Genomic DNA, 22,701 nt, shown 5'->3' on the forward strand with positions numbered 1-22,701 from the left:
AAAGTTAATATGCGCGCCCTATGCAAAAGGTAAAATTACCCCTGACTCTTGATCCGGTTCGTACGGCTCAAAAACGCCTCGATTATGAAGGTATCTATACTTCTGATCTGGTTGAGCGCGTCGCCGATTCTGTAGTCAGTGTGGACAGTGATGTGGAATGCTCCATGTCGTTCGCTATCGATAACCAGCGCCTTGCCGTTATAACCGGTGATGCGAAGGTTTCGGTCACGCTCGAGTGTCAGCGTTGCGGGAAACCGTTCCCACTTCATGTTCACACAACATATTGTTTTAGTCCTGTCCGTTCTGACGAGCAGGCTGAAGCACTCCCGGAAGCGTATGAGCCGATTGAGGTTAACGAATTCGGTGAAATCGATCTGCTTGCAATGGTTGAAGATGAGATTATCCTCTCCTTGCCGGTAGTTCCGGTGCATGATTCTGAACACTGTGAAGTGTCCGAGGCGGACATGGTCTTTGGCGAATTGCCTGATGAAGCGCAAAAACCAAACCCATTTGCCGTATTAGCCAGCTTAAAGCGTAAGTAATTGAGGAGTAAGGTCCATGGCCGTACAACAGAATAAACCAACCCGTTCCAAACGTGGCATGCGTCGTTCTCATGACGCTCTGACCGCAGTCACCAGCCTGTCTGTAGACAAAACTTCTGGTGAACAACACCTGCGTCACCACATCACTGCCGACGGTTTCTACCGTGGCCGTAAGGTAATCGCTAAGTAATCACGCATGGCTCAATGGATTTCCCACTTCGGTGAGAAAGACAGAGAGCACACGCGTGATGAAGCTTAGTGAGGCTTTCCCCGGGTAACTGGGGAAATACCTAACCGGGCAGCGACGATACCTTGACACGTCTAACCCTGGCGTTAGATGTCATGGGGGGAGATTTTGGCCCTACCGTGACAGTGCCTGCAGCATTGCAGGCACTGAATTCTAATTCGCAACTCACTCTTCTTTTAGTCGGGGATCCCGATACAATCACGCCATTACTTGCCAAAGCTGACTTCGAACAACGTTCACGTCTGCAGATTATCCCTGCTCAGTCAGTTATTGCCAGTGATGCCCGGCCCTCGCAAGCAATCCGCGCCAGTCGTGGAAGCTCAATGCGTGTCGCCCTGGAGCTCGTGAAAGAAGGTCGAGCGCAAGCCTGTGTCAGCGCTGGTAATACGGGCGCACTAATGGGGCTTGCGAAACTCTTGCTCAAACCCCTTGAGGGTATTGAGCGTCCTGCGCTGGTCACGGTTTTACCGCATCAGCAAAAGGGCAAAACGGTGGTACTGGACTTGGGTGCCAACGTGGATTGCGACAGTACGATGTTGGTGCAATTTGCCGTCATGGGTTCCGTGTTGGCAGAAGAGGTGGTTGGGATTGCCAATCCTCGCGTTGCGTTACTCAATATCGGTGAAGAAGAAACTAAGGGTCTCGACAGTATTCGGGATGCTTCTGCTGTGCTAAAAACAATCCCTTCCATTAATTATATCGGCTATCTTGAAGCCAATGAGTTGCTGACTGGCAAAACTGATGTGTTGGTCTGCGACGGCTTTACAGGTAATGTCACATTAAAGACGATGGAAGGTGTTGTCAGAATGTTCCTTTCACTGCTGAAATCTCAGGGTGAGGGCAAAAAACGGTCGTGGTGGCTGCTGTTATTAAAACGTTGGTTACAAAAAAGCCTGACAAGGCGATTTAGTCACCTCAACCCCGACCAGTATAATGGCGCCTGTCTGTTAGGATTGCGCGGCACGGTGATTAAGAGTCATGGTGCTGCCAATCAGCGAGCATTTGAAGTCGCGATTGAACAGGCAGTGCAGGCGGTGCAGCGACAAGTTCCTCAGCGAATTGCCGCTCGCCTGGAATCTGTATACCCAGCTGGATTCGAACTGCTGGACGGTGGCGAAAGTATCAACTCACGAGTGCACAGGTAACAGTGCCGGCTGAGGGTGCTGTCAACGTACCAGTGATTTGCTCGTGGCGGTATATAACCAAAAAGTGACTGAGCGTACATGTATACGAAGATTATTGGTACTGGCAGCTATCTGCCTGAACAAGTGCGTACTAACGCCGATTTGGAAAAAATGGTCGAGACGTCTGATGAGTGGATCGTCACTCGTACAGGTATCCGCGAGCGCCATATTGCTGGGCCAAATGAAACAGTTGCGACGATGGGCTTTGCTGCCGCTAACCGTGCACTTGAAATGGCCTGCATCGACAAAGAGCAAATTGGTCTGATTGTGGTTGCTACCACGTCATCAACACACGCATTTCCAAGCGCGGCGTGCCAGATCCAAAGTATGCTGGGGATCAAAGGCTGTCCAGCGTTTGATGTTGCAGCAGCCTGTGCTGGTTTTACCTATGCACTTAGCGTTGCCGACCAGTATGTAAAATCTGGCGCGGTCAAACATGCGCTGGTTGTCGGATCGGATGTGCTGGCGCGCACGTGTGATCCAACCGATCGCGGGACGATCATTATTTTTGGTGATGGCGCCGGTGCGGTTGTACTGAGTGCATCAGAAGAGCCGGGTATTATCTCCACCCATCTGCATGCTGATGGTAGCTATGGCGAACTGCTGACGCTGCCAAATGCAGATCGCGTGAATCCGGAAAACCCGATTCACCTGACGATGGCGGGTAACGAAGTATTTAAAGTTGCGGTTACCGAACTTGCTCATATCGTTGATGAAACGCTGGAAGCAAATAATCTCGACCGTTCTGCACTGGACTGGCTGGTGCCACATCAGGCAAACCTTCGCATTATCAGCGCGACAGCGAAAAAGCTGGGTATGTCGATGGATAATGTCGTCGTCACGCTGGACAGACACGGCAATACGTCAGCTGCTTCCGTACCGTGCGCGTTGGACGAAGCCGTCCGCGACGGGCGAATTAAAGCAGGGCAGTTGGTATTGCTTGAAGCCTTCGGAGGTGGATTCACCTGGGGCTCCGCGCTGGTTCGTTTCTAGTATAAGGATTTTAACATGACGCAATTTGCATTTGTGTTCCCAGGTCAGGGTTCTCAAACCGTTGGAATGTTGTCGGATATGGCAGCAAGCTACCCAATTGTTGAAGAAACTTTTGCTGAAGCTTCAGCGGCGCTGGGCTATGATCTTTGGGCTCTGACTCAACAAGGTCCGGCAGAAGAACTGAATAAAACCTGGCAGACGCAGCCAGCACTGTTGACGGCATCTGTCGCGTTGTATCGCGTATGGCAGCAGCAGGGTGGTAAAACGCCTGCGCTGATGGCGGGTCACAGTCTGGGTGAATACTCTGCGCTGGTGTGTGCAGGTGTTATCAATTTTGCTGATGCCGTGCGCCTGGTTGAACTGCGCGGCAAATTTATGCAGGAAGCTGTTCCGGAAGGCACAGGTGGCATGTCTGCTATCATCGGTCTGGATGATGCCGCTATCGCGAAAGCGTGCGAAGAGTCTGCTGAAGGTCAGGTGGTTTCACCGGTAAACTTTAACTCACCGGGTCAGGTAGTTATCGCCGGGCACAAAGAAGCTGTAGAGCGTGCAGGCGTGGCCTGTAAAGCTGCTGGTGCTAAGCGTGCGTTACCGCTGCCAGTGAGTGTTCCATCTCACTGCGCGCTAATGAAGCCTGCAGCCGAGAAACTGGCTATTGAACTGCAGAAAATTACCTTTAACACGCCAACTGTTTCCGTTGTGAACAACGTTGATGTGAAGTGCGAAACCACCGCCGATGCTATTCGCGATGCGCTGGTTCGTCAGCTTTACAGCCCGGTTCAGTGGACTAAGACCGTTGAATTTATGGCATCTCAGGGCGTAGAGCACCTGTATGAAGTCGGTCCGGGTAAAGTCCTCACCGGTTTGACGAAACGTATTGTTGACACCCTGACTGCTTCGGCACTGAATGAGCCGGCGGCGTTGTCTGCGGCGCTAGAGCAATAAAAGAGGAAAACCATGAGTTTTGAAGGAAAAATCGCGCTGGTTACCGGTGCAAGCCGTGGCATTGGCCGCGCAATTGCTGAGACACTCGTTGCCCGTGGCGCGAAAGTGATCGGTACTGCAACAAGCGAAAGCGGCGCGCAGGCCATTAGCGATTACTTAGGTGCAAATGGTAAAGGTCTGATGTTGAATGTGACCGATCCTGCATCTATCGAATCTGTTCTGGAAAATATTCGTGCAGAATTTGGTGAAGTCGATATCCTGGTCAATAATGCCGGGATTACTCGTGATAACCTGTTAATGCGCATGAAAGATGACGAGTGGAACGATATCATCGAAACCAACCTGTCATCTGTTTTCCGTCTGTCAAAAGCGGTAATGCGAGCTATGATGAAAAAGCGTCATGGTCGTATTATCACTATCGGTTCTGTGGTTGGTACCATGGGAAATGCGGGTCAGGCTAACTACGCTGCGGCGAAAGCGGGTCTGATTGGCTTCAGTAAATCACTGGCGCGTGAAGTCGCGTCCCGTGGTATTACTGTAAACGTTGTTGCTCCGGGCTTTATTGAAACGGACATGACGCGTGCGCTGTCTGATGATCAGCGTGCGGGTATTCTGGCGCAGGTTCCTGCGGGTCGCCTTGGTGGCGCTCAGGAAATCGCCAGCGCGGTTGCATTTTTAGCTTCCGACGAAGCAAGTTACATCACTGGTGAGACTTTGCACGTCAACGGCGGGATGTACATGGTTTAACCACGATTGAAAAATATTTGCGTTATTAGGGCGAATGGCCTCAAAATAACGTAAAATCGTGGTAAGACCTGCCGGGATTTAGTTGCAAATTTTTCAACATTTTATACACTACGAAAACCATCGCGAAAGCGAGTTTTGATAGGAAATTTAAGAGTATGAGCACTATCGAAGAACGCGTTAAGAAAATTATCGGCGAACAGCTTGGCGTTAAGCAGGAAGAAGTTACCAACAATGCTTCCTTCGTTGAAGACCTGGGCGCGGATTCTCTTGACACCGTTGAGCTGGTAATGGCTCTGGAAGAAGAGTTTGATACTGAGATTCCGGACGAAGAAGCTGAGAAAATCACTACCGTTCAGGCTGCCATTGATTACATCAACGGCCACCAGGCGTAAGTGAACATCTCCAGGCGGTCATTCGACCGCCTGAGTTTTATCTTTTTTTCCCACTTGAATTATTTTTCCCTCCCTGGAGGACAACCGTGTCTAAGCGTCGTGTAGTTGTGACCGGACTGGGCATGTTGTCTCCTGTCGGCAATACCGTAGAGTCTACCTGGAAAGCTCTCCTTGCCGGTCAGAGTGGCATCAGCCTGATCGACCATTTCGATACTAGCGCCTATGCAACGAAATTTGCTGGCTTAGTAAAGGATTTTAACTGTGACGACATTATCTCGCGCAAAGAACAGCGCAAGATGGATGCCTTCATTCAATATGGAATTGTCGCTGGCGTTCAGGCCATGCAGGATTCTGGCCTCGAAATTACGGAAGAGAACGCTCACCGTGTTGGCGCCGCTATCGGCTCCGGTATTGGCGGTCTCGGTCTTATCGAAGAAAACCATACCTCTCTGGTAAATGGTGGACCGCGTAAGATCAGCCCGTTCTTCGTTCCGTCGACGATTGTTAACATGGTGGCGGGTCATCTGACCATCATGTACGGCCTGCAAGGGCCAAGCATCTCCATCGCCACGGCCTGTACTTCAGGCGTGCACAACATCGGTCATGCCGCGCGTATCATTGCATACGGCGATGCAGACGCGATGGTTGCGGGTGGAGCAGAAAAAGCCAGTACTCCGCTGGGTGTGGGTGGCTTTGGCGCAGCACGTGCGCTGTCTACGCGTAACGATAACCCGCAAGCGGCAAGCCGTCCGTGGGACAAAGAGCGTGACGGTTTTGTGCTGGGCGACGGCGCAGGTATGGTGGTACTGGAAGAGTACGAGCATGCGAAAGCACGTGGCGCAAAAATCTATGCTGAAGTGGTTGGCTTTGGTATGAGCAGCGATGCTTACCATATGACATCACCGCCGGAAAACGGTGCAGGTGCTGCACTGGCGATGGTCAATGCACTGCGCGATGCGGCGATTGAACCTGGACGTATTGGCTATGTCAATGCGCATGGTACGTCCACACCAGCAGGTGATAAAGCAGAAACCCAGGCCGTGAAATCGGTGTTTGGTGATGCTGCAGGTAGCGTGATGGTCAGTTCAACCAAATCCATGACCGGACACCTGTTGGGTGCTGCGGGCGCGGTAGAGTCTATTTTCTCTATTCTGGCGCTGCGCGATCAGGCAGTTCCGCCAACCATCAACCTGGATAACCCGGATGAAGGTTGTGACCTGGACTTCGTTCCGCACGAGGCGCGTCAGGTTAGCGGTATGGAATATGCACTGTGCAACTCCTTCGGCTTCGGTGGTACCAACGGTTCTGTGATCTTCAAAAAGATCTAAGTACCCGAAGGTGACCTACCAGGCTCTAAGAGAAAAGGCCCGCTTGTCGGGCCTTTTTTTATTCAATTTTCAGTCCTTGTCCTGGGTGACTCATCCTGCCAAACTAGCGGACCACGAATAAGGAGCCACTATGTTCTTAATTAATGGCCGTGAGCAGGAAATGCTGGCTGCCAGCGATCGGGCGACGCAGTTTGGTGATGGATGCTTTACCACTGCGCGTATTACCGACGGCAAAATTTGTTTTTTTGCAGCGCATCTCCAGCGTTTACAGGACGCATGCCAAGCATTGTTTATCCCCTTCGATAAGTGGTCAGAACTGCAAGCTGAAATGGAAAAACTGGCTGCAGGCCATGCACGTGGCGTACTGAAAGTGATTATCAGTCGTGGCAGTGGCGGTCGTGGTTACAGTGGGGCAAGCTGTCTTGAGCCGACTCGTATCCTCTCCGTTTCTGTTTACCCTGCACATTATGATAGCTGGCGAAAGCAAGGCATCGTGCTGGCGTTAAGTCCTGTTCGTCTGGGACGCAATCCGATGCTTGCCGGGCTTAAACACCTGAATCGGCTGGAGCAGGTGCTGATCCGCTCTCATCTTGAACAGACGGATGCCGATGAAGCGCTGGTGCTTGACAGCGAGGGATGGGTTACGGAATGCTGTGCGGCTAATTTGTTCTGGCGAAAAGACGACGTGGTTTATACACCGCGGCTGGATCAGGCTGGTGTGAATGGCATTATGCGACAATTCTGTATACGTATGCTGGCACAATCGCCTTTCAGGGTTGTCGAAGTGTATGCCGGGTTGGAGGAGGTTATGCAGGCTGAAGAAATCGTCGTCTGCAATGCATTAATGCCTGTTCTCCCCGTGCGTACCTGTGACGACAGACCGTTGTCTTCACGTTTGTTATTCAATTTTTTAGCCCCACTTTGTGAGCACCCAAATTAGTCATGAAAAAATTGTTACTCGTTGTCCTGTTATTGCTGGTTGTGCTGGGCATTGCCGCGGGAGTGGGAATGTGGAAAGTTCGCCATCTGGCGGACAGTAAGTTATTGATAAAAGAAGAGACTATTTTTACGCTAAAAGCGGGGACGGGCCGTCTGGCGCTGGGGGAACAACTGTATACGGACAAGGTTATTAATCGTCCGCGGGTATTCCAGTGGTTGTTACGTGTTGAACCCGATCTTTCGCATTTTAAAGCCGGAACCTACCGTTTAACGCCTGATATGACCGTACGCGAGATGCTGCAATTGCTGGAAAGCGGCAAAGAAGCACAGTTTCCGTTACGTCTGGTCGAGGGGATGCGCCTGAGCGATTACCTGAAACAATTGCGCGATGCGCCGTATATCAAGCATACGCTGAGCGATGATAGCTACGAAACCGTCGCCAGGGCATTGAAGCTGGAAAACCCGGAATGGGTGGAAGGCTGGTTCTGGCCAGATACCTGGATGTATACCGCGAATACTACCGACGTAGCGCTGCTAAAACGCGCGTATCAAAGGATGGTTAAAGCCGTGGATATGGTTTGGGAAGGGCGCGCTGACGGACTGCCGTATAAAGACAAAAATCAACTGGTGACGATGGCCTCTATTATTGAGAAAGAGACCGCTGTTGCCAGCGAGCGTGACCAGGTGGCCTCAGTCTTTATTAACCGCTTACGTATCGGTATGCGCTTACAGACCGATCCGACCGTGATTTACGGTATGGGGGCACGGTATAATGGTAAATTGTCGCGTGCAGATCTGGAAATGCCGACCGCCTATAACACTTATACCATCACAGGTTTGCCGCCGGGTCCGATTGCCATGCCTGGTGAGGCTTCGCTGCAGGCGGCCGCGCATCCGGCAAAGACCCCGTATCTCTATTTCGTGGCTGACGGTAAAGGCGGTCACACGTTTAACACTAATCTTGTCAGCCACAACCGCTCCGTGCAGGATTATCTGAAAGTGCTTAAGGAAAAAAATGGGCAGTAATTACATCGTCATCGAGGGCCTGGAAGGTGCCGGAAAAACCACTGCGCGTGACGTAGTGGTCGAGACACTTGAGCAGCTTGGGATTCGCGACATGGTATTTACCCGCGAACCCGGTGGGACCCAGCTTGCGGAGAAATTAAGAAGTCTGGTGCTGGACATCAAATCGGTCGGCGATGAAGTGATTACCGATAAAGCCGAAGTCCTGATGTTTTATGCCGCGCGCGTACAGCTGGTTGAAACCGTGATTAAGCCAGCGCTGGCAAAAGGCCGCTGGGTTATTGGCGATCGTCACGATCTGTCGACTCAGGCCTATCAGGGCGGCGGCCGTGGCATCGATCAAAACATGCTGGCAACACTGCGTGATGCCGTGCTCGGCGATTTTCGCCCTGACCTGACCCTGTATCTGGATGTGACACCCGAGGTAGGGTTAAAACGTGCTCGAGCACGTGGTGAACTGGATCGTATTGAACAGGAGTCTTTCGATTTCTTCAATCGCACCCGCGCACGCTACCTTGAACTGGCTGCCAAAGACGCCAGTATTCGTACGATTGATGCAACACAGCCGCTTGATGTCGTGATGGAGGATATCCGCAATACCATCACCGAGTGGGTGAAGGAGCAGGGCGCATGAAATGGTATCCATGGTTACGACCAGATTTTGAAAAACTGGTAGCCAGCTACCAGGCGGGTCGTGGTCACCATGCGCTACTGATTCAGGCGTTACCCGGAATGGGTGACGATGCGCTGATTTACGCTCTTAGCCGCTATTTAATGTGCCAGCAGCCGGAAGGACACAAAAGCTGCGGGCACTGCCGTGGCTGTCAGTTGATGCAGGCAGGTACACACCCTGACTACTATTCGCTGCTGCCAGAAAAAGGAAAAAGTACGCTGGGTGTTGATGCGGTACGTGAAGTCAGTGAGAAGCTCTACGAGCACTCACGGCTGGGAGGGGCAAAGGTGGTATGGATCCCCGATGCTGCTCAGTTGACCGATGCGGCAGCCAATGCTTTGCTGAAAACGCTGGAAGAGCCACCGGCACAGACCTGGTTTTTCCTCGCCAGCACAGAGCCGGCAAGATTATTGGCGACGCTACGCAGCCGCTGTCGGTTACATCATCTTGCTCCCCCGCCTGAATCGTATGCCATTTCCTGGCTTGCCCGCGAAGTGACGGCATCTCAGGAGGCGCTACTGAGCGCATTACGGCTGAGTGCCGGGTCGCCCGGAGCGGCATTAACGTTGCTACAAGCTGAAAGCTGGGCGCACCGGACTGACTTCTGTGTGGCACTGGCGAACACATTGCAATCCGGCGACTGGTATATCCTGTTGGCGGCACTTAATCATGAGCAAGCTGCGACCCGTTTACACTGGCTGGCAACGTTGTTTACAGATGCCCTCAAACGCCCGTATGGTGTGGCCCATTTAACCAATCCTGACGCTCTGGCGTTGATATCGTCAATCGCTGAGCGGTTATCCGTTGCGCAGATACAGGCGATACTCGGTGATGTTTGTCACTGTCGTCAGCAATTGCTAAATGTGACCGGCGTAAACCGTGAACTGGTATTAACCGATCTTATTCTCCGTACTGAGCATTATCTGCAACCAGGCACCATACTGCCTGTTCCCCATCTTTGAGAGAGACATTATGTTCTTAGTCGACTCACACTGCCATCTTGATGGTCTGGATTATCAATCTCTGCATAAGGACGTGGATGACGTGCTGGCGAAAGCGGCCGCGCGTGATGTGAAGTTCTGTCTTGCCGTTGCCACCACGCTACCGGGATACCGCAGTATGCGTGAACTGGTTGGTGAGCGTGACAATGTGGTTTTCTCATGTGGTGTTCATCCGCTAAACCAGGATGAAACCTATGATGTCGAGGATTTGCGTCGTTTTGCCGCCGAAGAGGGCGTCGTTGCGATGGGTGAAACGGGGTTAGACTATTTTTACACACCGGAAACTAAAGTTCGCCAGCAGGAATCATTCATCCACCATATCCAAATTGGCCGTGAGTTACACAAGCCAGTTATCGTTCATACCCGCGATGCGCGTGCCGATACGCTGTCGATTCTGCGCGAAGAAAAAGTGACGGATTGTGGCGGCGTACTACACTGTTTTACAGAGGACAGGGAAACTGCGGGTAAATTGCTGGATCTCGGATTTTATATTTCATTTTCTGGCATCGTCACGTTCCGCAATGCCGAACAGCTCCGTGATGCCGCGCGTTATGTTCCTCTGGATCGTTTGTTGGTTGAGACTGATTCCCCATACCTTGCGCCTGTACCGCATCGCGGAAAAGAGAATCAGCCCGCAATGGTTCGTGATGTCGCAGAGTACATGGCCGTATTGAAAGGTGTTGCCGTTGAAGAACTGGCGCAAATCACCACAGATAACTTTGCCCGCCTGTTTCACATCGACGCTTCTCGCCTGCAATCAGTCCGCTAACTGAGTTTTTTTAAAGCTCGTAATTAATAAATAAAGCGAGTAAAGTTCACCGCCACAAAATGGGCGGTGAATAACCAGTTGGAAACATTCAGATACTCATTTTATCGGAATGTGCGAGTTTTTCGGCCATCCACAGCTGAATTGTGATAGCCGTCAAACAAAAATGAACTGAATTATTTTACTCTGTGTAATAAATAAAGGGTACTTAGATGCCCTGTCCACGGCGAGGTTCTCCCCCCTCGCCAATGCGTGAGAACGTAGAAATACACAATATCATGCAAGCTTGCGTCAAGACGGCAAGTGAGTGAATCGCCAGGAGCTTACGTGGGTAAGCCACTGGGGTAAATGAACGCAGCCAGCGCCGAGGCGGTTTGCAGGATGAAGTGTATAAAAGCACAAATACTCAGGAGCACTCCTAATTATGTTTAAGAATGCATTTGCTAACCTGCAAAAGGTCGGTAAATCGCTGATGCTGCCGGTATCCGTACTCCCGATTGCAGGTATCCTGCTGGGTGTCGGTTCCGCTAACTTCAGCTGGCTGCCAGCCGTTGTATCGCACGTAATGGCAGAAGCAGGCGGTTCTGTTTTTGCGAACATGCCGCTGATTTTCGCTATCGGTGTTGCGTTAGGCTTCACCAACAACGACGGCGTATCTGCTCTGGCATCAGTTGTTGCCTACGGCATCATGGTCAAGACCATGGCTGTTGTTGCGCCGTTGGTTCTGCATTTACCTGCTGAAGAGATCACAGCGAAACACCTGGCAGATACGGGTGTTCTCGGGGGGATTATCTCCGGTGCGATCGCTGCGTATATGTTCAACCGCTTCTACCGAATCAAATTGCCTGAGTACCTCGGCTTCTTTGCCGGTAAGCGCTTCGTTCCTATTATTTCTGGTCTGGCCGCCATCTTCACCGGTGTGGTCCTGTCCTTCATTTGGCCGCCGATCGGTACTGCTATTCAGACGTTCTCCCAGTGGGCGGCGTACCAGAACCCAGTTGTCGCATTCGGTATCTATGGTTTCATCGAACGCTGCCTGGTGCCGTTTGGTCTGCACCATATCTGGAACGTTCCATTCCAGATGCAGATCGGTGAATACACCAACGCTGCGGGTCAGGTATTCCACGGCGACATCCCTCGCTATATGGCTGGTGACCCAACTGCGGGTAAACTGTCTGGTGGCTTCCTGTTTAAAATGTACGGCCTGCCTGCTGCTGCTATTGCAATCTGGCACTCTGCTAAACCGGAAAACCGCGCGAAAGTGGGCGGTATCATGATCTCCGCTGCGTTGACCTCGTTCCTGACCGGTATTACCGAGCCGATCGAGTTCTCCTTCATGTTCGTGGCACCGATTCTGTACATCATCCACGCTATTCTGGCTGGTCTGGCATTCCCAATCTGTATTCTGCTGGGTATGCGCGACGGTACATCGTTCTCCCACGGTCTGATCGACTTTATCGTTCTGTCCGGTAACAGCAGCAAGTTGTGGTTGTTCCCGATTGTCGGTATCGGTTATGCGATCGTGTACTACACCATTTTCCGTGTGTTGATTAAAGCGCTGGACCTGAAAACTCCGGGTCGTGAGGATGCGACTGAAGACAATAAAGCGGGCGCGACTGGCGAAATGGCTCCGGCCCTGGTTGCCGCGTTCGGTGGTAAAGAAAACATCACTAACCTCGATGCGTGCATCACGCGTCTGCGCGTCAGCGTTGCTGACGTTGCCAAAGTGGATCAGGCTGGCCTGAAGAAACTGGGTGCGGCAGGCGTTGTGGTTGCGGGCTCTGGTGTTCAGGCGATTTTCGGTACCAAGTCCGATAACCTGAAAACTGAAATGGATGAGTACATCCGTAACAGCTAAGCAGTAAGATGTTGGGGAGAACTAAGGCAGCCTGCGGGCTGCCTTTTTTATGCCTTAATTAGCCTGAACGCGAATCGGCGCCGTCGCAGCGAACAGCCACGGGTGCGCGTCGCTGCCCACGCGTGGCGATAGCGTTTCTCTTACCTGTTGATGATAATCATCAATCCACTGTTTCTCTGCATCACTCAGCAGATGCAATTCCACAAGGTTCAGATCGATGGGGACCAGCGTCAGGGTAGAGAAGCGGCAAAAACCGGGTCGGCTATTGATAATCTCCACCTGATTTTCAATGCGGATGCCATATTGTCCAGCCAGATAATAACCGGGTTCGATGGTGATAATGTTACCCGCTACCAAAGGCCAGGGATTTACTTTTTTTGCAATTCGATGGGGTTGTTCATGGATCAGTAGCTGGTGGCCTACACCGTGTCCTGTGCCGTGGTCAAAATCCAGACCCAACTCCCAAAGCGCCCGGCGGCTAAACGCATCCAATTGATGACCCTGCGTGCCGCTGGGGAATTGCAATGAGATCAGTGATAAAAACCCTTTCAGCACGGCGGTGTAATGCAGTCGTCGCTGCGGATCCTGTGGACCAAAGGCGAGTGTTCTTGTTGTATCCGTAGTACCATTTTTATACTGGCCGCCGGAATCATTCAGATACATTGCCTGTGTGGTGATGGGCGTATTTGTTTTCTCACTGGAATGGTAATGGCACATCGCCGCATTGCTGGCAGAGGCGGAAATAGTACTGAAACTTTGTTCTATAAATCCTGGCTGCTGCTGGCGAAACGCCAGCTGTTTGGCCTGTGCTTCCAGTTCAGTGACAGGATTACCTGCTGCCTCGCGCAGCGGGACCTCATGCGCCAGCCAGGCCAGAAAGTTTACCCATGCGGCACCATCCTGTTCATGGCATTCCCGATACCCTGACAGTTCAACATCATTTTTATGCGCTTTAATTAATGTGATGGGATCGGGGGCCCAGAGAACCTCTCCCCCGTTTTGCTCAATGGCGAACCGCAGCGCGACTGGCGCATAGTCTTTATCAACCAGGAAACGCTTACCTTGGGCAAGTTGCTGGCAGCGTGGGAGAAAGTTCTCTTGTGGGGCCAGCGTGACCGTCTCCAGCAATGATGCAGGCAGTTGCTGCGTCTTATTATTATCAACAAACCACTCCAGTTCGCCGCTGCGATGGAGCAGGGCAAACGAAAAAGGAACCGGAACCATCGCAAGATCGGCTCCACGTACATTGAGTAGCCAGGCGATGTTATCCGGTAGCGTGATCGCCAGCACGTCGGCCTGATGCTGAGTCAGTTGCTCCACTATTCGTACGCGCTTATGCGCGCTACTTTCACCGCTTATCTCAATGGGCATTTCACGAATAACACCACAGGGGGCAGCTGGACGGTCGAGCCAGATCTGGTCGAAGGGATCGCGTTCCATCGGAATCAGTTTGCAGTGAGTGGCCGACAGTGCTTCAAATTGACTATTGACCATCAGCAGAGGTTCAAAGCCGATATGCGCACCAGAGGTGACGTAAGCCTGCAAATAGTCGGCCAGAGGTTCATCGTGCAAATGATGGATTTCAAAATCATCGAGAGAGACTTCGTTACGCACCTGGACCTGATAGCGCCCATCGACAAACATCAGCGCGCGATCGCGAAGTACCAATGCCAGACCAGCGGAACCGCTAAAGCCGGTGAGCCAGGCCAGTTTATTGTCGTGCGGTGTGCAATCTTCGCTCTGATGAGCATCGGCGCGGGGGACAATCATGCCATCCAGTCCCTGAGCTAATAGCAGACTGCGCAGGGCGGAAAGGGGAGTTGAGTTGTGCATAGTTACCTTCAGGCCTTAACGGAACGGCGGTTCGTTGAATGTACGTAATTTGCGGGAATGCAGCCGGTCGCCTTCAGCACGCAGTCGGTCGATAGCCCGGATGCCAATTTGCAAGTGCTCAGAAATAGCCCCTTCATAAAAACGGTTGGCCTGACCTGGCAGTTTGATCTCGCCATGCAGTGGCTTATCGGAAACACACAGCAACGTGCCATAAGGGACGCGGAAGCGGTAGCCCTGGGCTGCAATGGTGGCACTCTCCATATCAATAGCGACGGCACGACTGAGGTTAAAACGCAGCGCAGAAGCGGAATAGCGTAATTCCCAGTTACGATCGTCGGTGGTGACGACGGTGCCGGTACGTAGCCGCTGTTTAACCTCTTCACCCGGCATGCCGCTGACTTCTTTGGTGGCGTCATACAGTGCGCGCTGAACTTCGGCGATGCTGGGAATCGGAATATCCGGCGGCAGCACGGCATCCAGTACATGGTCGTCGCGCAGATAGGCATGAGCCAGAACATAATCACCAATTGCCTGACTTTCGCGCAGGCCACCACAGTGGCCAATCATCAACCAGACGTCAGGACGTAGCACGGCCAGATGATCGCAAATGGTTTTGGCGTTAGAGGGGCCGACGCCGATATTAACCAGCGTGATCCCCTGACCGTCGGCGGTAATTAAATGCCAGGCAGGCATCTGGTGTTTTTTCCACGCCAGATCGGAGATGGCCTCTTCCGGTGCTTCAGTTTCTGCAGTGATCCAGATCCCCCCTGCGCATGACAGCGCAATATAGGGACTGTCCGGGTCAAGGATTTGACTACAGCCCCAACGGACGAATTCATCCACGTAGCGGGTGTAGTTGGTGAACAGCACGAAGGGCTGAAAATGCTCAACCGGTGTTCCTGTGTAATGACGCAGGCGCGCCAGAGAAAAATCGACCCGACGGGCGTCGAAGTGCGACAGCGGAGAAAACTCTGCCGGATGGTAGGTACCATCTGCCGTTTCGTCACCAATTTGTGAGAGTTCGGTAGTAGGGAAATGGCGCGTTAACCCGGCACTCATCGAGCGGTCGAGCGTGAGTTCAGAACCGTCAATTACATACGGATAGGGGATTTCATGCTGTGATGGTTCGACGGAAATATGCGCATCATAATCCTGATACAGCAGCGTCAGTTGTTCTTCAAGATAAGGGCGAAAAAGCGACGGGCGGGTGATGGTCGTGGTATAGCAGCCAGCATGGGTAAAACGTCCGTATGCGCGCGTTTTCGGTGGGTTTGTGGCACTGCCATCCCAGGTGACACAAAGCGATGGGTAAACAAAAAGACCGTTTTGGCGGGCGGTGTCGTCAGGGAGCGTCCCTGTTTCAATATACTTACCAATGGCACTACGCAGAGCCTTTACCGACTGCTCGTACAGCGCGTCCAGTTTATCCAGTGCCTGAGCGGGTGTCAGGCTGGAGCCCTTATTGTTCATGTCTGTCTCCTTGTTCCACAGATGTACTGCTCTCCCGATAGTATGTCACAGGAATGTGAAACAAAAGTCAGACGTTGAGGAAGATTATGCGAAGACCCGATGGCCTTCGCATAAAGGTTTACGCGTATTGCTTATCTCTCATCAGCATTGCGGTGACGGCCGAAATAAGGCATCCGGCCATCAGGTAAATGGCAACGCTGTGCCAGTCGCCGCCGGAGAAAGTCACTAATGCAGCGGCAATAAAAGGCGTAAAACCACCGCCGACAACGCTGGCAACCTGATAGCCCACGCCCGCGCCACTGTAGCGATAGCTTGCGCCAAACAGGCCGGTAAACATAGGCTGCTGTACGCAGACCACCATATCGTGCGCAATGTTGGCCAACATAATCGCGAAGAACACTATCCAGAAGATGGACTGCGCTTCCAGGGCCATGAAGAACGGGAAGGCGCTGAGTGTACCGACCAGTGCTCCGGTAATATAAACGCGCCGACGGCCAAAGCGATCGGCAAGCCAGGCAAAGCAGGGGATGGTCAAACAACTCAGCCCACCCACCAGTAACCCGATATTCAGAAATAGTTCGCGCGGCAGCCCCAGGTTTTGGGTGGAGTAGTTGAGAGCAAACGCGGTGACGATGTACATCGTCAGGAGCTCACACAGACGCAGGGCGATAATTTTCAGAAATGCCCCTGGGTGACGGGTGAGTGCCTCGATAACCGGCAGTCGCTTTTTCACCGGTTGGGGTTCCTGTTTTTGCTGTTCGAATTCAGCCGATTCATCCATTCTGTTGCGCATCCACAGCGCGCCCAGAACCAGCACAATGCTGAACAGGAACGGAATACGCCAGCCCCAGCTCAGGAACTGCTCATCGGTTGTTTGCGAGCTAACCAACGAGACCAGCCCCGTAGAGAGCAGTAGCCCGACGCCGTAACCGACCTGAACGCCGCTACTGTAGAAAGCTTTTTTATTTTTCGGGGCACTTTCAACAGAGAGTAATGCCGCGCCACCCCACTCGCCGCCGACGGCGAAACCCTGAATGGCACGTAGCGTCACCAGCAGGACAGGTGCCCACCAGCCGATGGTGTCGAAAGAGGGAATGATACCAATCAGTGCAGTGGCAATCCCCATCATCCAGACGGTAAGCATCAACATACGTTTGCGGCCCAGGCGATCGCCAAAGTGGCCGAAGATGATTCCGCCTAGTGGGCGGAACAGAAACCCGACACCAAAGGTGGCGAAGGCAGCGAGCGTCCCCATTGCTGGGCTAACCTGCGGAAAAAATTCGCGGTTGAATACCAGCGCGGCGGTGATGCCATAAAGCAGAAAATCATACCAGTCGACCACGGCACCCGCGAAGCTGCCGAGTGCGGCACGTCGGGCACGGTTAAGCGATGAGGTGTCCTGCTGGGGACCCGTGGAGGTGAGGGTGGAATCCATAGTTATCCTGTCTGTACTGTTTTTTAATTATTAGTATTGGAGTTAGGTTACGCACATTGCAGTCGAGATATAAACGACTGTAATGAGACTACCGCGACAGACGAGAAGATAAAACGATTTTATCCCTTACAAGAGGGCAAGATGAAAAATAAGACGATTGAAGAAATTAATAAGCAAAAAGCCTGCTTAGTTTCCTAAGCAGGCTTCTTAAATTTGGCTCCTCTGACTGGACTCGAACCAGTGACATACGGATTAACAGTCCGCCGTTCTACCGACTGAACTACAGAGGAATCGTGTGAACGAGGCGCATATTAGCGGGGGCGATGGGGGTTGTCAAAGGGGTAAATGAAATTGTGTGTTCGTTTGCTGACAAATTCAACAAAGCGGCGATCTTTCATGCTTTTTAGACATTTGCCCCATTCTGGTGCGCGTCTACCTCTTGTGGGGCAGTCCGGGAAAAGGCGGAATCAGGAGAAGCTATCCCTTTCCTGCGCCATCCCTTACTTAACGGGAGCTTAACATTAAATACTCGTCTACAGATGAAACTGGCAAGTATCTTGCAATCCTGAGTTTCATGACTGCCAGCATGGGTTCTGGTATTCCGACAGGAGGCAAAATGAACTTCAGACGACTGAAATACTTCGTGAAAATCGTCGATATTGGTAGCCTGACCCAGGCAGCGGAAGTATTGCATATCGCTCAGCCCGCGCTGAGCCAGCAGGTTGCTACGCTGGAGGGGGAACTGGATCAACAGTTGTTGATCCGCACTAAACGCGGGGTGACGCCGACGGAGGCGGGGAAAGTGTTGTATACGCACGCCCGGACGATATTACGTCAGTGTGAACAGGCACAGCTTGCGGTCAATAATGTAGGGCAGACCCTGAGTGGACACGTCTCTATTGGCCTGGCACCTGGCACTGCAGCATCATCAATTACCATGCCGTTATTACAGACCGTTCGCGCCGAGCTGCCCGATGTACTGGTCTATTTGCATGAAAACAGCGGGGCGGTGCTGAACGATAAATTGCTCAGTGGTCAATTAGATATGGCGGTGCTCTACGAGCGCTCGCCGATCGCGGGTATTTCCAGTCAACCGTTACTCAAAGAGGATCTTTTCCTGGTGGGGACGCGTGAATGTCCTGGGCCAAGTGTCGATTTAACGGCAGTCGCGCAGATGAATTTGTTTCTGCCACGGGATTACAGTGCGGTTCGCCTCCGTGTTGACGAAGCCTTCTCACTGCGCCGCTTAACGGCCAAAGTAATAGGTGAAATTGATTCTATCTCTACCCTAACGGCCGCGATTGCCAGCGGTATGGGGGTGACGGTTTTGCCTGAATCAGCAGCCCGGGCATTATGTCATGCAGCGAATGGCTGGATGGCGCGGATTACAACGCCCTCAATGAATCTGCCCCTCTCGCTTAATATGTCAGCCAGAGGCAGTTTGACACCACAGGCTCAGGCGGTGAAAGAAATTCTGTTGTCGCTGGTTAGCCGTCCGGCTCTGGACAATCGTGAGCTACAGTTGGTGAGTTAAACCTTATTCCAGCCAGGAATAAGATGCAGGTTTTTATTATTTGTTATGCCGGGCATCAGACTTTAACAATAGCGTAATGTCTGATGTACCCGGAGCGAAAAGTGAATTTCCAGCAACTTAAAATAATCCGCGAGGCGGCCCGTCAGGATTACAACCTGACGGAAGTCGCGAATATTCTTTATACCTCGCAGTCGGGGGTAAGTCGGCATATTCGCGAACTTGAAGATGAACTTGGCATCGAAATTTTTATTCGCCGTGGTAAGCGTTTACTTGGCATGACCGAACCGGGGAAGGCGTTGCTGGTGATCGCTGAGCGTATTCTTAATGAAGCCAGCAATGTTCGCCGACTGGCGGACCTGTTTACCAATGACACGTCTGGTGTGCTGACCATTGCGACCACACACACACAGGCCCGCTATAGTCTGCCTGCGGTGATCAAAGCATTTCGTGAACTCTTCCCGGAGGTTCGCCTGGAGCTTATCCAGGGGACACCGCAAGAAATTGACGTTCTCCTGCAAAATGGTGGCGCTGACATTGGTATTGCCAGTGAACGACTCAGCAGCGATCCGCTGTTGGTGGCGTTTCCCTGGTTTCGTTGGCAGCACAGCCTGCTCGTTCCACATGATCATCCATTAGTTAAGGCTTCCCCACTTACGCTTGAGTCTATTGCTCACTGGCCGCTCATTACCTATCGGCAGGGTATTACGGGGCGCTCACGTATTGATGAGGCATTTGCGCGTAAAGGGTTGGTGCCGGATATTATCCTCAGTGCACAGGACTCGGATGTGATTAAAACGTATGTAGCGCTGGGGCTGGGAATCGGGCTGGTGGCGGAGCAATCCAGTGGCGAGCAGGAGGAGGGGACGTTAACCCGCCTTGATACCCGGCATTTATTTGATGCGAACACCGTTTGGCTGGGGCTCAAACGCGGTCAGTTGCAGCGCAATTACGTCTGGCGCTTCATCGAGCTATGCAACGCAGGTTTATCTGTGGAAGAGATTAAACGCCAGGCAATGGAGCCTGATGAAGTGATGATTGATTATCAAATATAAAGCAAGAAGCCTGCTTAGTTTCCTAAGCAGGCTTCTTAAATTTGGCTCCTCTGACTGGACTCGAACCAGTGACATACGGATTAACAGTCCGCCGTTCTACCGACTGAACTACAGAGGAATCGTGTGAACGAGGCGCATATTACTGACCTCACCATGACGTGTCAACAGTAAAATTAATACGCCATATCAATTGGTTAATTAATCTTCAAATTCAGTATTAATGCACATTTGATGAGCGAAAATGGTCTTCTTCCTGGCTATCGCGCAACCGAAGCATTGGGTTCTGGCGATAGAACTGGAAAAAGCGTTGCCACAATGCCGGGAAACGTGGTGCAAACAACTCGGGGGCGCTGAAGAAATACTCGGATAATACCGCAAAGCATTCTGCAGGATCGGTTGCTGCGTAGGCATCTATACTGCAGGCCGTTTCACCCACTAGATCGATTTCATCCTGGATATTGTTCATCGCGGCATGGAGATCGTGCTCCCAGTTCGCAATTTCCCTCAGCGGGATAGCCGGAACGCCGCTGGCGCGATCGCCATTACGCATATCAAGTTTATGTGCCACTTCATGAATAATCAGATTAAAGCCGGAAGCATCGAAGGAGTCCTGTATATCAAGCCAGTTCAGGATCACAGGACCCTGTTGCCAGCTTTGGCCTGACTGAATAATCCGTTGATTGTGCACCAGCCCAATATCATCTTCCCATTCGTCATCCACGACAAACGGGGCAGGGTAAATGAGGACTTCATGAAAACCATCAAGCCACTCGATGCCTAATTCCAGAACAGGCAAACAGAAAAGCAGAGCAATTCGTGCACTTTTTAGTGCGTCCAGTTCAAATCCTTGTAGTGCAACCAATCTTTTTTGCTGTAAAAAACGCTCGGCCAGGGCAATAAGCCTGGCTTGTTCTTGTTCAGTAAGATTCACCAGAAGAGGAATTGCCAGGGCATCATCCCAGGGCCAGTCATCATTCCGGGCTGTTTCTTGCTCTTTCCAGGGCCACTTAATCATCGTTTTGCTCGCAAACTCGTCACTTGAACGAAATTGACGGAACTGGGTCTGTTAAAATGCCAAATTACCTGGCATCATGGCAACCACCAGAACGGAGAGATGCCAGAGCGGCTGAATGGACCGGTCTCGAAAACCGGAGTAGGGGCAACTCTACCGGGGGTTCAAATCCCCCTCTCTCCGCCACTATTCAAACACTTGCACGCCTTGCTTTCAACGACAGCAGCTACAGATGTTTTTTTCTTTGAGTATCCTCACAAGTTTGTCAGTCGATTGCCTTCGCGACATAAAAATCCGCTTCAAATAAACAAAAAGCCCGCTTCATATGAAGCAGGCCTGATACGTCTTGTACAAAATTAGAACTGGTAGACTAAACCAACGGCAACAATATCGTCGGTTGCGATGCCATTGCTTTCATAGAAGCTGTCATCTTCATCCAGCAGGTTGATTTTGTAATCAACGTAGGTGGACATATTTTTATTGAAGTAATAAGTCACACCGACATCAACATATTTTACCAGGTCTTTGTCTGTGTAACGTGGGGTTCCATTACTGTTGTGATCCCAACCGCCTAAATCACTGCCTTTGGACTGCAGGTAAGATACGGACGGACGCAGACCGTAATCGAACTGGTACTGAGCCACAACTTCAAAGTTTTGCGTTTTGTTGGCGATACCGCCTTTATCAACATCGTCACCAGCAGCATTTTTATAAGTACCTTTGCCGTATGCAGTCATATTGCGGGTTTCTGCATACATCACAGCCAGATAGATATCATTGGCATCATATTTTGCACCAATGGTCCAGGCATCCGCTTTATCACCACCGGCATATTGATTGGTATAGTTGCTATCGCCGCGACCTTTAACAACCTGACTGTTGGTACGATCAGAACTGGAGTATGCCGCGCCGAGGCTTAAACCGAAGTCGAAGTCATAAGAGGTAGACATACCAAACCCGTCGCCGTTTTCACGAGAAAGTTTACGGTCACCACCGTTGCCAGTACCTTCGCCTGAACCTGGGTTTTCATTATTACCCTGGTACTGCAGAGCGAAGTTCAGACCGTCAACCAGACCAAAGAAGCCGTGGTTACGATAAGTGGCAACACCGTTGGTACGGCCTGTCATATAAACGTCGGTCTGGGTGTAGGTGTCGCCACCGAATTCTGGCAGCATATCGGTCCACGCTTCTACATCGTATACCACGCCATAGTTACGACCGTAATCGAAGGTGCCATATTCGCCAAAGCCTAAACCAGCGAAGCCCAGACGAGTCCAGGAGTTTGCGCCTTCACCTTCGGTGCTGTTGGCCTGAACGTTATATTCCCACTGGCCGTAACCCGTCAGCATGTTATTGATCTGAGTTTCGCCTTTGAAGCCAACACGAACGTAAGTCTGGTCGCCATCATTGCTCGCGTCATCAGAGAAATAATGTAAGCCATCTACTTTACCGTACAGATCTAATTTATTGCCGTTTTTATTATAGATTTCAGCTGCATTTGCCGCGCTGGCCGCTAATAACGCGGGGACAATAATTGCCAATACTTTTCTTTTCATTATGTATTTCCTTATGATAATAATTTATATGAATATGTAGTGCATCCAAAGACTACATTTTGATACTATCTATGAAGTTCATTTAATTTAAAATATAACGTGTAACAATTATATATAAAGAATTTCAAAATGTTTCTATAACGGCTTTTTATAATGCAAAGAGCATGATTA

General features: G+C 51.4%; 21 protein-coding genes and 3 tRNA genes. 17 read left to right on the forward strand and 7 right to left on the reverse strand.

Annotated features, from left to right (window positions below):
• The first annotated feature begins 20 nt into the window (after window positions 1–20).
• The 14 genes from yceD (at window position 21) to ptsG (ending at window position 12,638) form a co-directional block, all read left to right on the forward strand.
• Window positions 21–542, forward strand: a complete 522-nt coding sequence (gene yceD, locus NNO03_RS17865) for a 23S rRNA accumulation protein YceD (RefSeq protein ID WP_003036239.1) — start codon at window positions 21–23, stop codon at window positions 540–542.
• A gap of 16 nt (window positions 543–558) precedes the next feature.
• Entirely contained in the window at window positions 559–732 is a 174-nt protein-coding gene (rpmF, locus tag NNO03_RS17870; RefSeq protein WP_003036242.1) for a 50S ribosomal protein L32, read from the forward strand.
• Window positions 733–854: 122 nt separating this feature from the next.
• The gene (gene plsX, locus NNO03_RS17875) at window positions 855–1,934 is read left to right on the forward strand and encodes a phosphate acyltransferase PlsX (protein WP_271441739.1); all 1,080 of its coding nucleotides are present in this window, start codon (window positions 855–857) and stop codon (window positions 1,932–1,934) included.
• Window positions 1,935–2,012: 78 nt separating this feature from the next.
• The gene (gene fabH, locus NNO03_RS17880; protein ID WP_271450141.1) at window positions 2,013–2,966 is read left to right on the forward strand and encodes a beta-ketoacyl-ACP synthase III; all 954 of its coding nucleotides are present in this window, start codon (window positions 2,013–2,015) and stop codon (window positions 2,964–2,966) included.
• Window positions 2,967–2,981: 15 nt separating this feature from the next.
• Window positions 2,982–3,911, forward strand: a complete 930-nt coding sequence (gene fabD, locus NNO03_RS17885) for an ACP S-malonyltransferase (protein WP_271441741.1) — start codon at window positions 2,982–2,984, stop codon at window positions 3,909–3,911.
• Window positions 3,912–3,923: 12 nt separating this feature from the next.
• A complete protein-coding gene (gene fabG, locus NNO03_RS17890; protein ID WP_003036255.1) occupies window positions 3,924–4,658 on the forward strand; it encodes a 3-oxoacyl-ACP reductase FabG in 735 nt (244 codons plus the stop codon).
• A 155-nt stretch (window positions 4,659–4,813) separates the two neighbouring features.
• Complete coding sequence (gene acpP / locus NNO03_RS17895) at window positions 4,814–5,050, forward strand: acyl carrier protein (RefSeq protein WP_000103754.1); 237 nt, start codon at window positions 4,814–4,816, stop codon at window positions 5,048–5,050.
• An 86-nt stretch (window positions 5,051–5,136) separates the two neighbouring features.
• Window positions 5,137–6,378 carry a beta-ketoacyl-ACP synthase II gene (fabF, locus tag NNO03_RS17900; RefSeq protein WP_271450142.1) on the forward strand — a complete coding sequence of 414 codons (1,242 nt, stop codon included), beginning with the start codon at window positions 5,137–5,139 and terminating at the stop codon, window positions 6,376–6,378.
• A 130-nt stretch (window positions 6,379–6,508) separates the two neighbouring features.
• Window positions 6,509–7,318 carry an aminodeoxychorismate lyase gene (gene pabC / locus NNO03_RS17905; protein ID WP_271441742.1) on the forward strand — a complete coding sequence of 270 codons (810 nt, stop codon included), beginning with the start codon at window positions 6,509–6,511 and terminating at the stop codon, window positions 7,316–7,318.
• 2 nt (window positions 7,319–7,320) lie between these two features.
• Window positions 7,321–8,343 (forward strand): cell division protein YceG, encoded by a 1,023-nt coding sequence (yceG, locus tag NNO03_RS17910; protein ID WP_271450143.1) that lies wholly within the window; start codon window positions 7,321–7,323, stop codon window positions 8,341–8,343.
• Entirely contained in the window at window positions 8,333–8,974 is a 642-nt protein-coding gene (tmk, locus tag NNO03_RS17915; protein WP_271441744.1) for a dTMP kinase, read from the forward strand. Before yceG ends, tmk begins: the two co-directional genes overlap by 11 nt.
• A complete protein-coding gene (holB, locus tag NNO03_RS17920) occupies window positions 8,971–9,975 on the forward strand; it encodes a DNA polymerase III subunit delta' (RefSeq protein WP_271450144.1) in 1,005 nt (334 codons plus the stop codon). Before tmk ends, holB begins: the two co-directional genes overlap by 4 nt.
• A 10-nt stretch (window positions 9,976–9,985) precedes the next feature.
• The gene (locus tag NNO03_RS17925) at window positions 9,986–10,783 is read left to right on the forward strand and encodes a metal-dependent hydrolase (protein WP_101742067.1); all 798 of its coding nucleotides are present in this window, start codon (window positions 9,986–9,988) and stop codon (window positions 10,781–10,783) included.
• A 421-nt stretch (window positions 10,784–11,204) separates the two neighbouring features.
• Window positions 11,205–12,638, forward strand: coding sequence for a PTS glucose transporter subunit IIBC (ptsG, locus tag NNO03_RS17930; RefSeq protein ID WP_137383018.1), 1,434 nt, complete (start codon window positions 11,205–11,207; stop codon window positions 12,636–12,638).
• Between the two features lie 54 nt (window positions 12,639–12,692).
• Here ptsG and NNO03_RS17935 read toward each other — a convergent pair whose 3' ends face one another.
• The 4 genes from NNO03_RS17935 to NNO03_RS17950 form a co-directional block, all read right to left on the reverse strand.
• The gene (locus tag NNO03_RS17935; protein ID WP_271450145.1) at window positions 12,693–14,471 is read right to left on the reverse strand and encodes an aminopeptidase P family protein; all 1,779 of its coding nucleotides are present in this window, start codon (window positions 14,469–14,471) and stop codon (window positions 12,693–12,695) included.
• Between the two features lie 15 nt (window positions 14,472–14,486).
• Window positions 14,487–15,941: an AMP nucleosidase gene (locus NNO03_RS17940; protein ID WP_271441747.1), complete on the reverse strand. Its 1,455-nt coding sequence runs from the start codon at window positions 15,939–15,941 to the stop codon at window positions 14,487–14,489.
• A gap of 118 nt (window positions 15,942–16,059) precedes the next feature.
• A complete protein-coding gene (gene shiA, locus NNO03_RS17945; RefSeq protein WP_271450146.1) occupies window positions 16,060–17,376 on the reverse strand; it encodes a shikimate transporter in 1,317 nt (438 codons plus the stop codon).
• A gap of 214 nt (window positions 17,377–17,590) precedes the next feature.
• Window positions 17,591–17,666, reverse strand: a tRNA-Asn gene (locus NNO03_RS17950).
• Window positions 17,667–17,992: 326 nt separating this feature from the next.
• On the opposite strand from NNO03_RS17950, the gene nac reads away from it, so the two are divergent.
• Both nac and cbl read left to right on the forward strand, forming a co-directional pair.
• On the forward strand, window positions 17,993–18,910 hold the full coding sequence (gene nac, locus NNO03_RS17955) for a nitrogen assimilation transcriptional regulator NAC (protein WP_271441749.1): 918 nt from the start codon (window positions 17,993–17,995) through the stop codon (window positions 18,908–18,910).
• Between the two features lie 101 nt (window positions 18,911–19,011).
• Complete coding sequence (gene cbl, locus NNO03_RS17960) at window positions 19,012–19,962, forward strand: HTH-type transcriptional regulator Cbl (RefSeq protein ID WP_005127780.1); 951 nt, start codon at window positions 19,012–19,014, stop codon at window positions 19,960–19,962.
• A gap of 42 nt (window positions 19,963–20,004) precedes the next feature.
• On the opposite strand, the gene NNO03_RS17965 is transcribed toward cbl, so the two are convergent.
• Together NNO03_RS17965 and mtfA are read right to left on the reverse strand one after the other, a co-directional pair.
• Window positions 20,005–20,080, reverse strand: a tRNA-Asn gene (locus tag NNO03_RS17965).
• Window positions 20,081–20,179: 99 nt separating this feature from the next.
• A complete protein-coding gene (mtfA, locus tag NNO03_RS17970) occupies window positions 20,180–20,977 on the reverse strand; it encodes a DgsA anti-repressor MtfA (protein ID WP_121584795.1) in 798 nt (265 codons plus the stop codon).
• A 93-nt stretch (window positions 20,978–21,070) separates the two neighbouring features.
• Between mtfA and NNO03_RS17975 the strand changes: the two genes are divergently transcribed.
• Window positions 21,071–21,160, forward strand: a tRNA-Ser gene (locus tag NNO03_RS17975).
• A 170-nt stretch (window positions 21,161–21,330) separates the two neighbouring features.
• On the opposite strand, the gene ompC is transcribed toward NNO03_RS17975, so the two are convergent.
• Window positions 21,331–22,530, reverse strand: coding sequence for a porin OmpC (gene ompC / locus NNO03_RS17980; RefSeq protein WP_271450147.1), 1,200 nt, complete (start codon window positions 22,528–22,530; stop codon window positions 21,331–21,333).
• Window positions 22,531–22,701: the final 171 nt, after the last annotated feature.

The organism is Citrobacter sp. Igbk 16 (genome assembly GCF_028069755.1).
In the GTDB taxonomy this organism is placed as follows: domain Bacteria; phylum Pseudomonadota; class Gammaproteobacteria; order Enterobacterales; family Enterobacteriaceae; genus Citrobacter.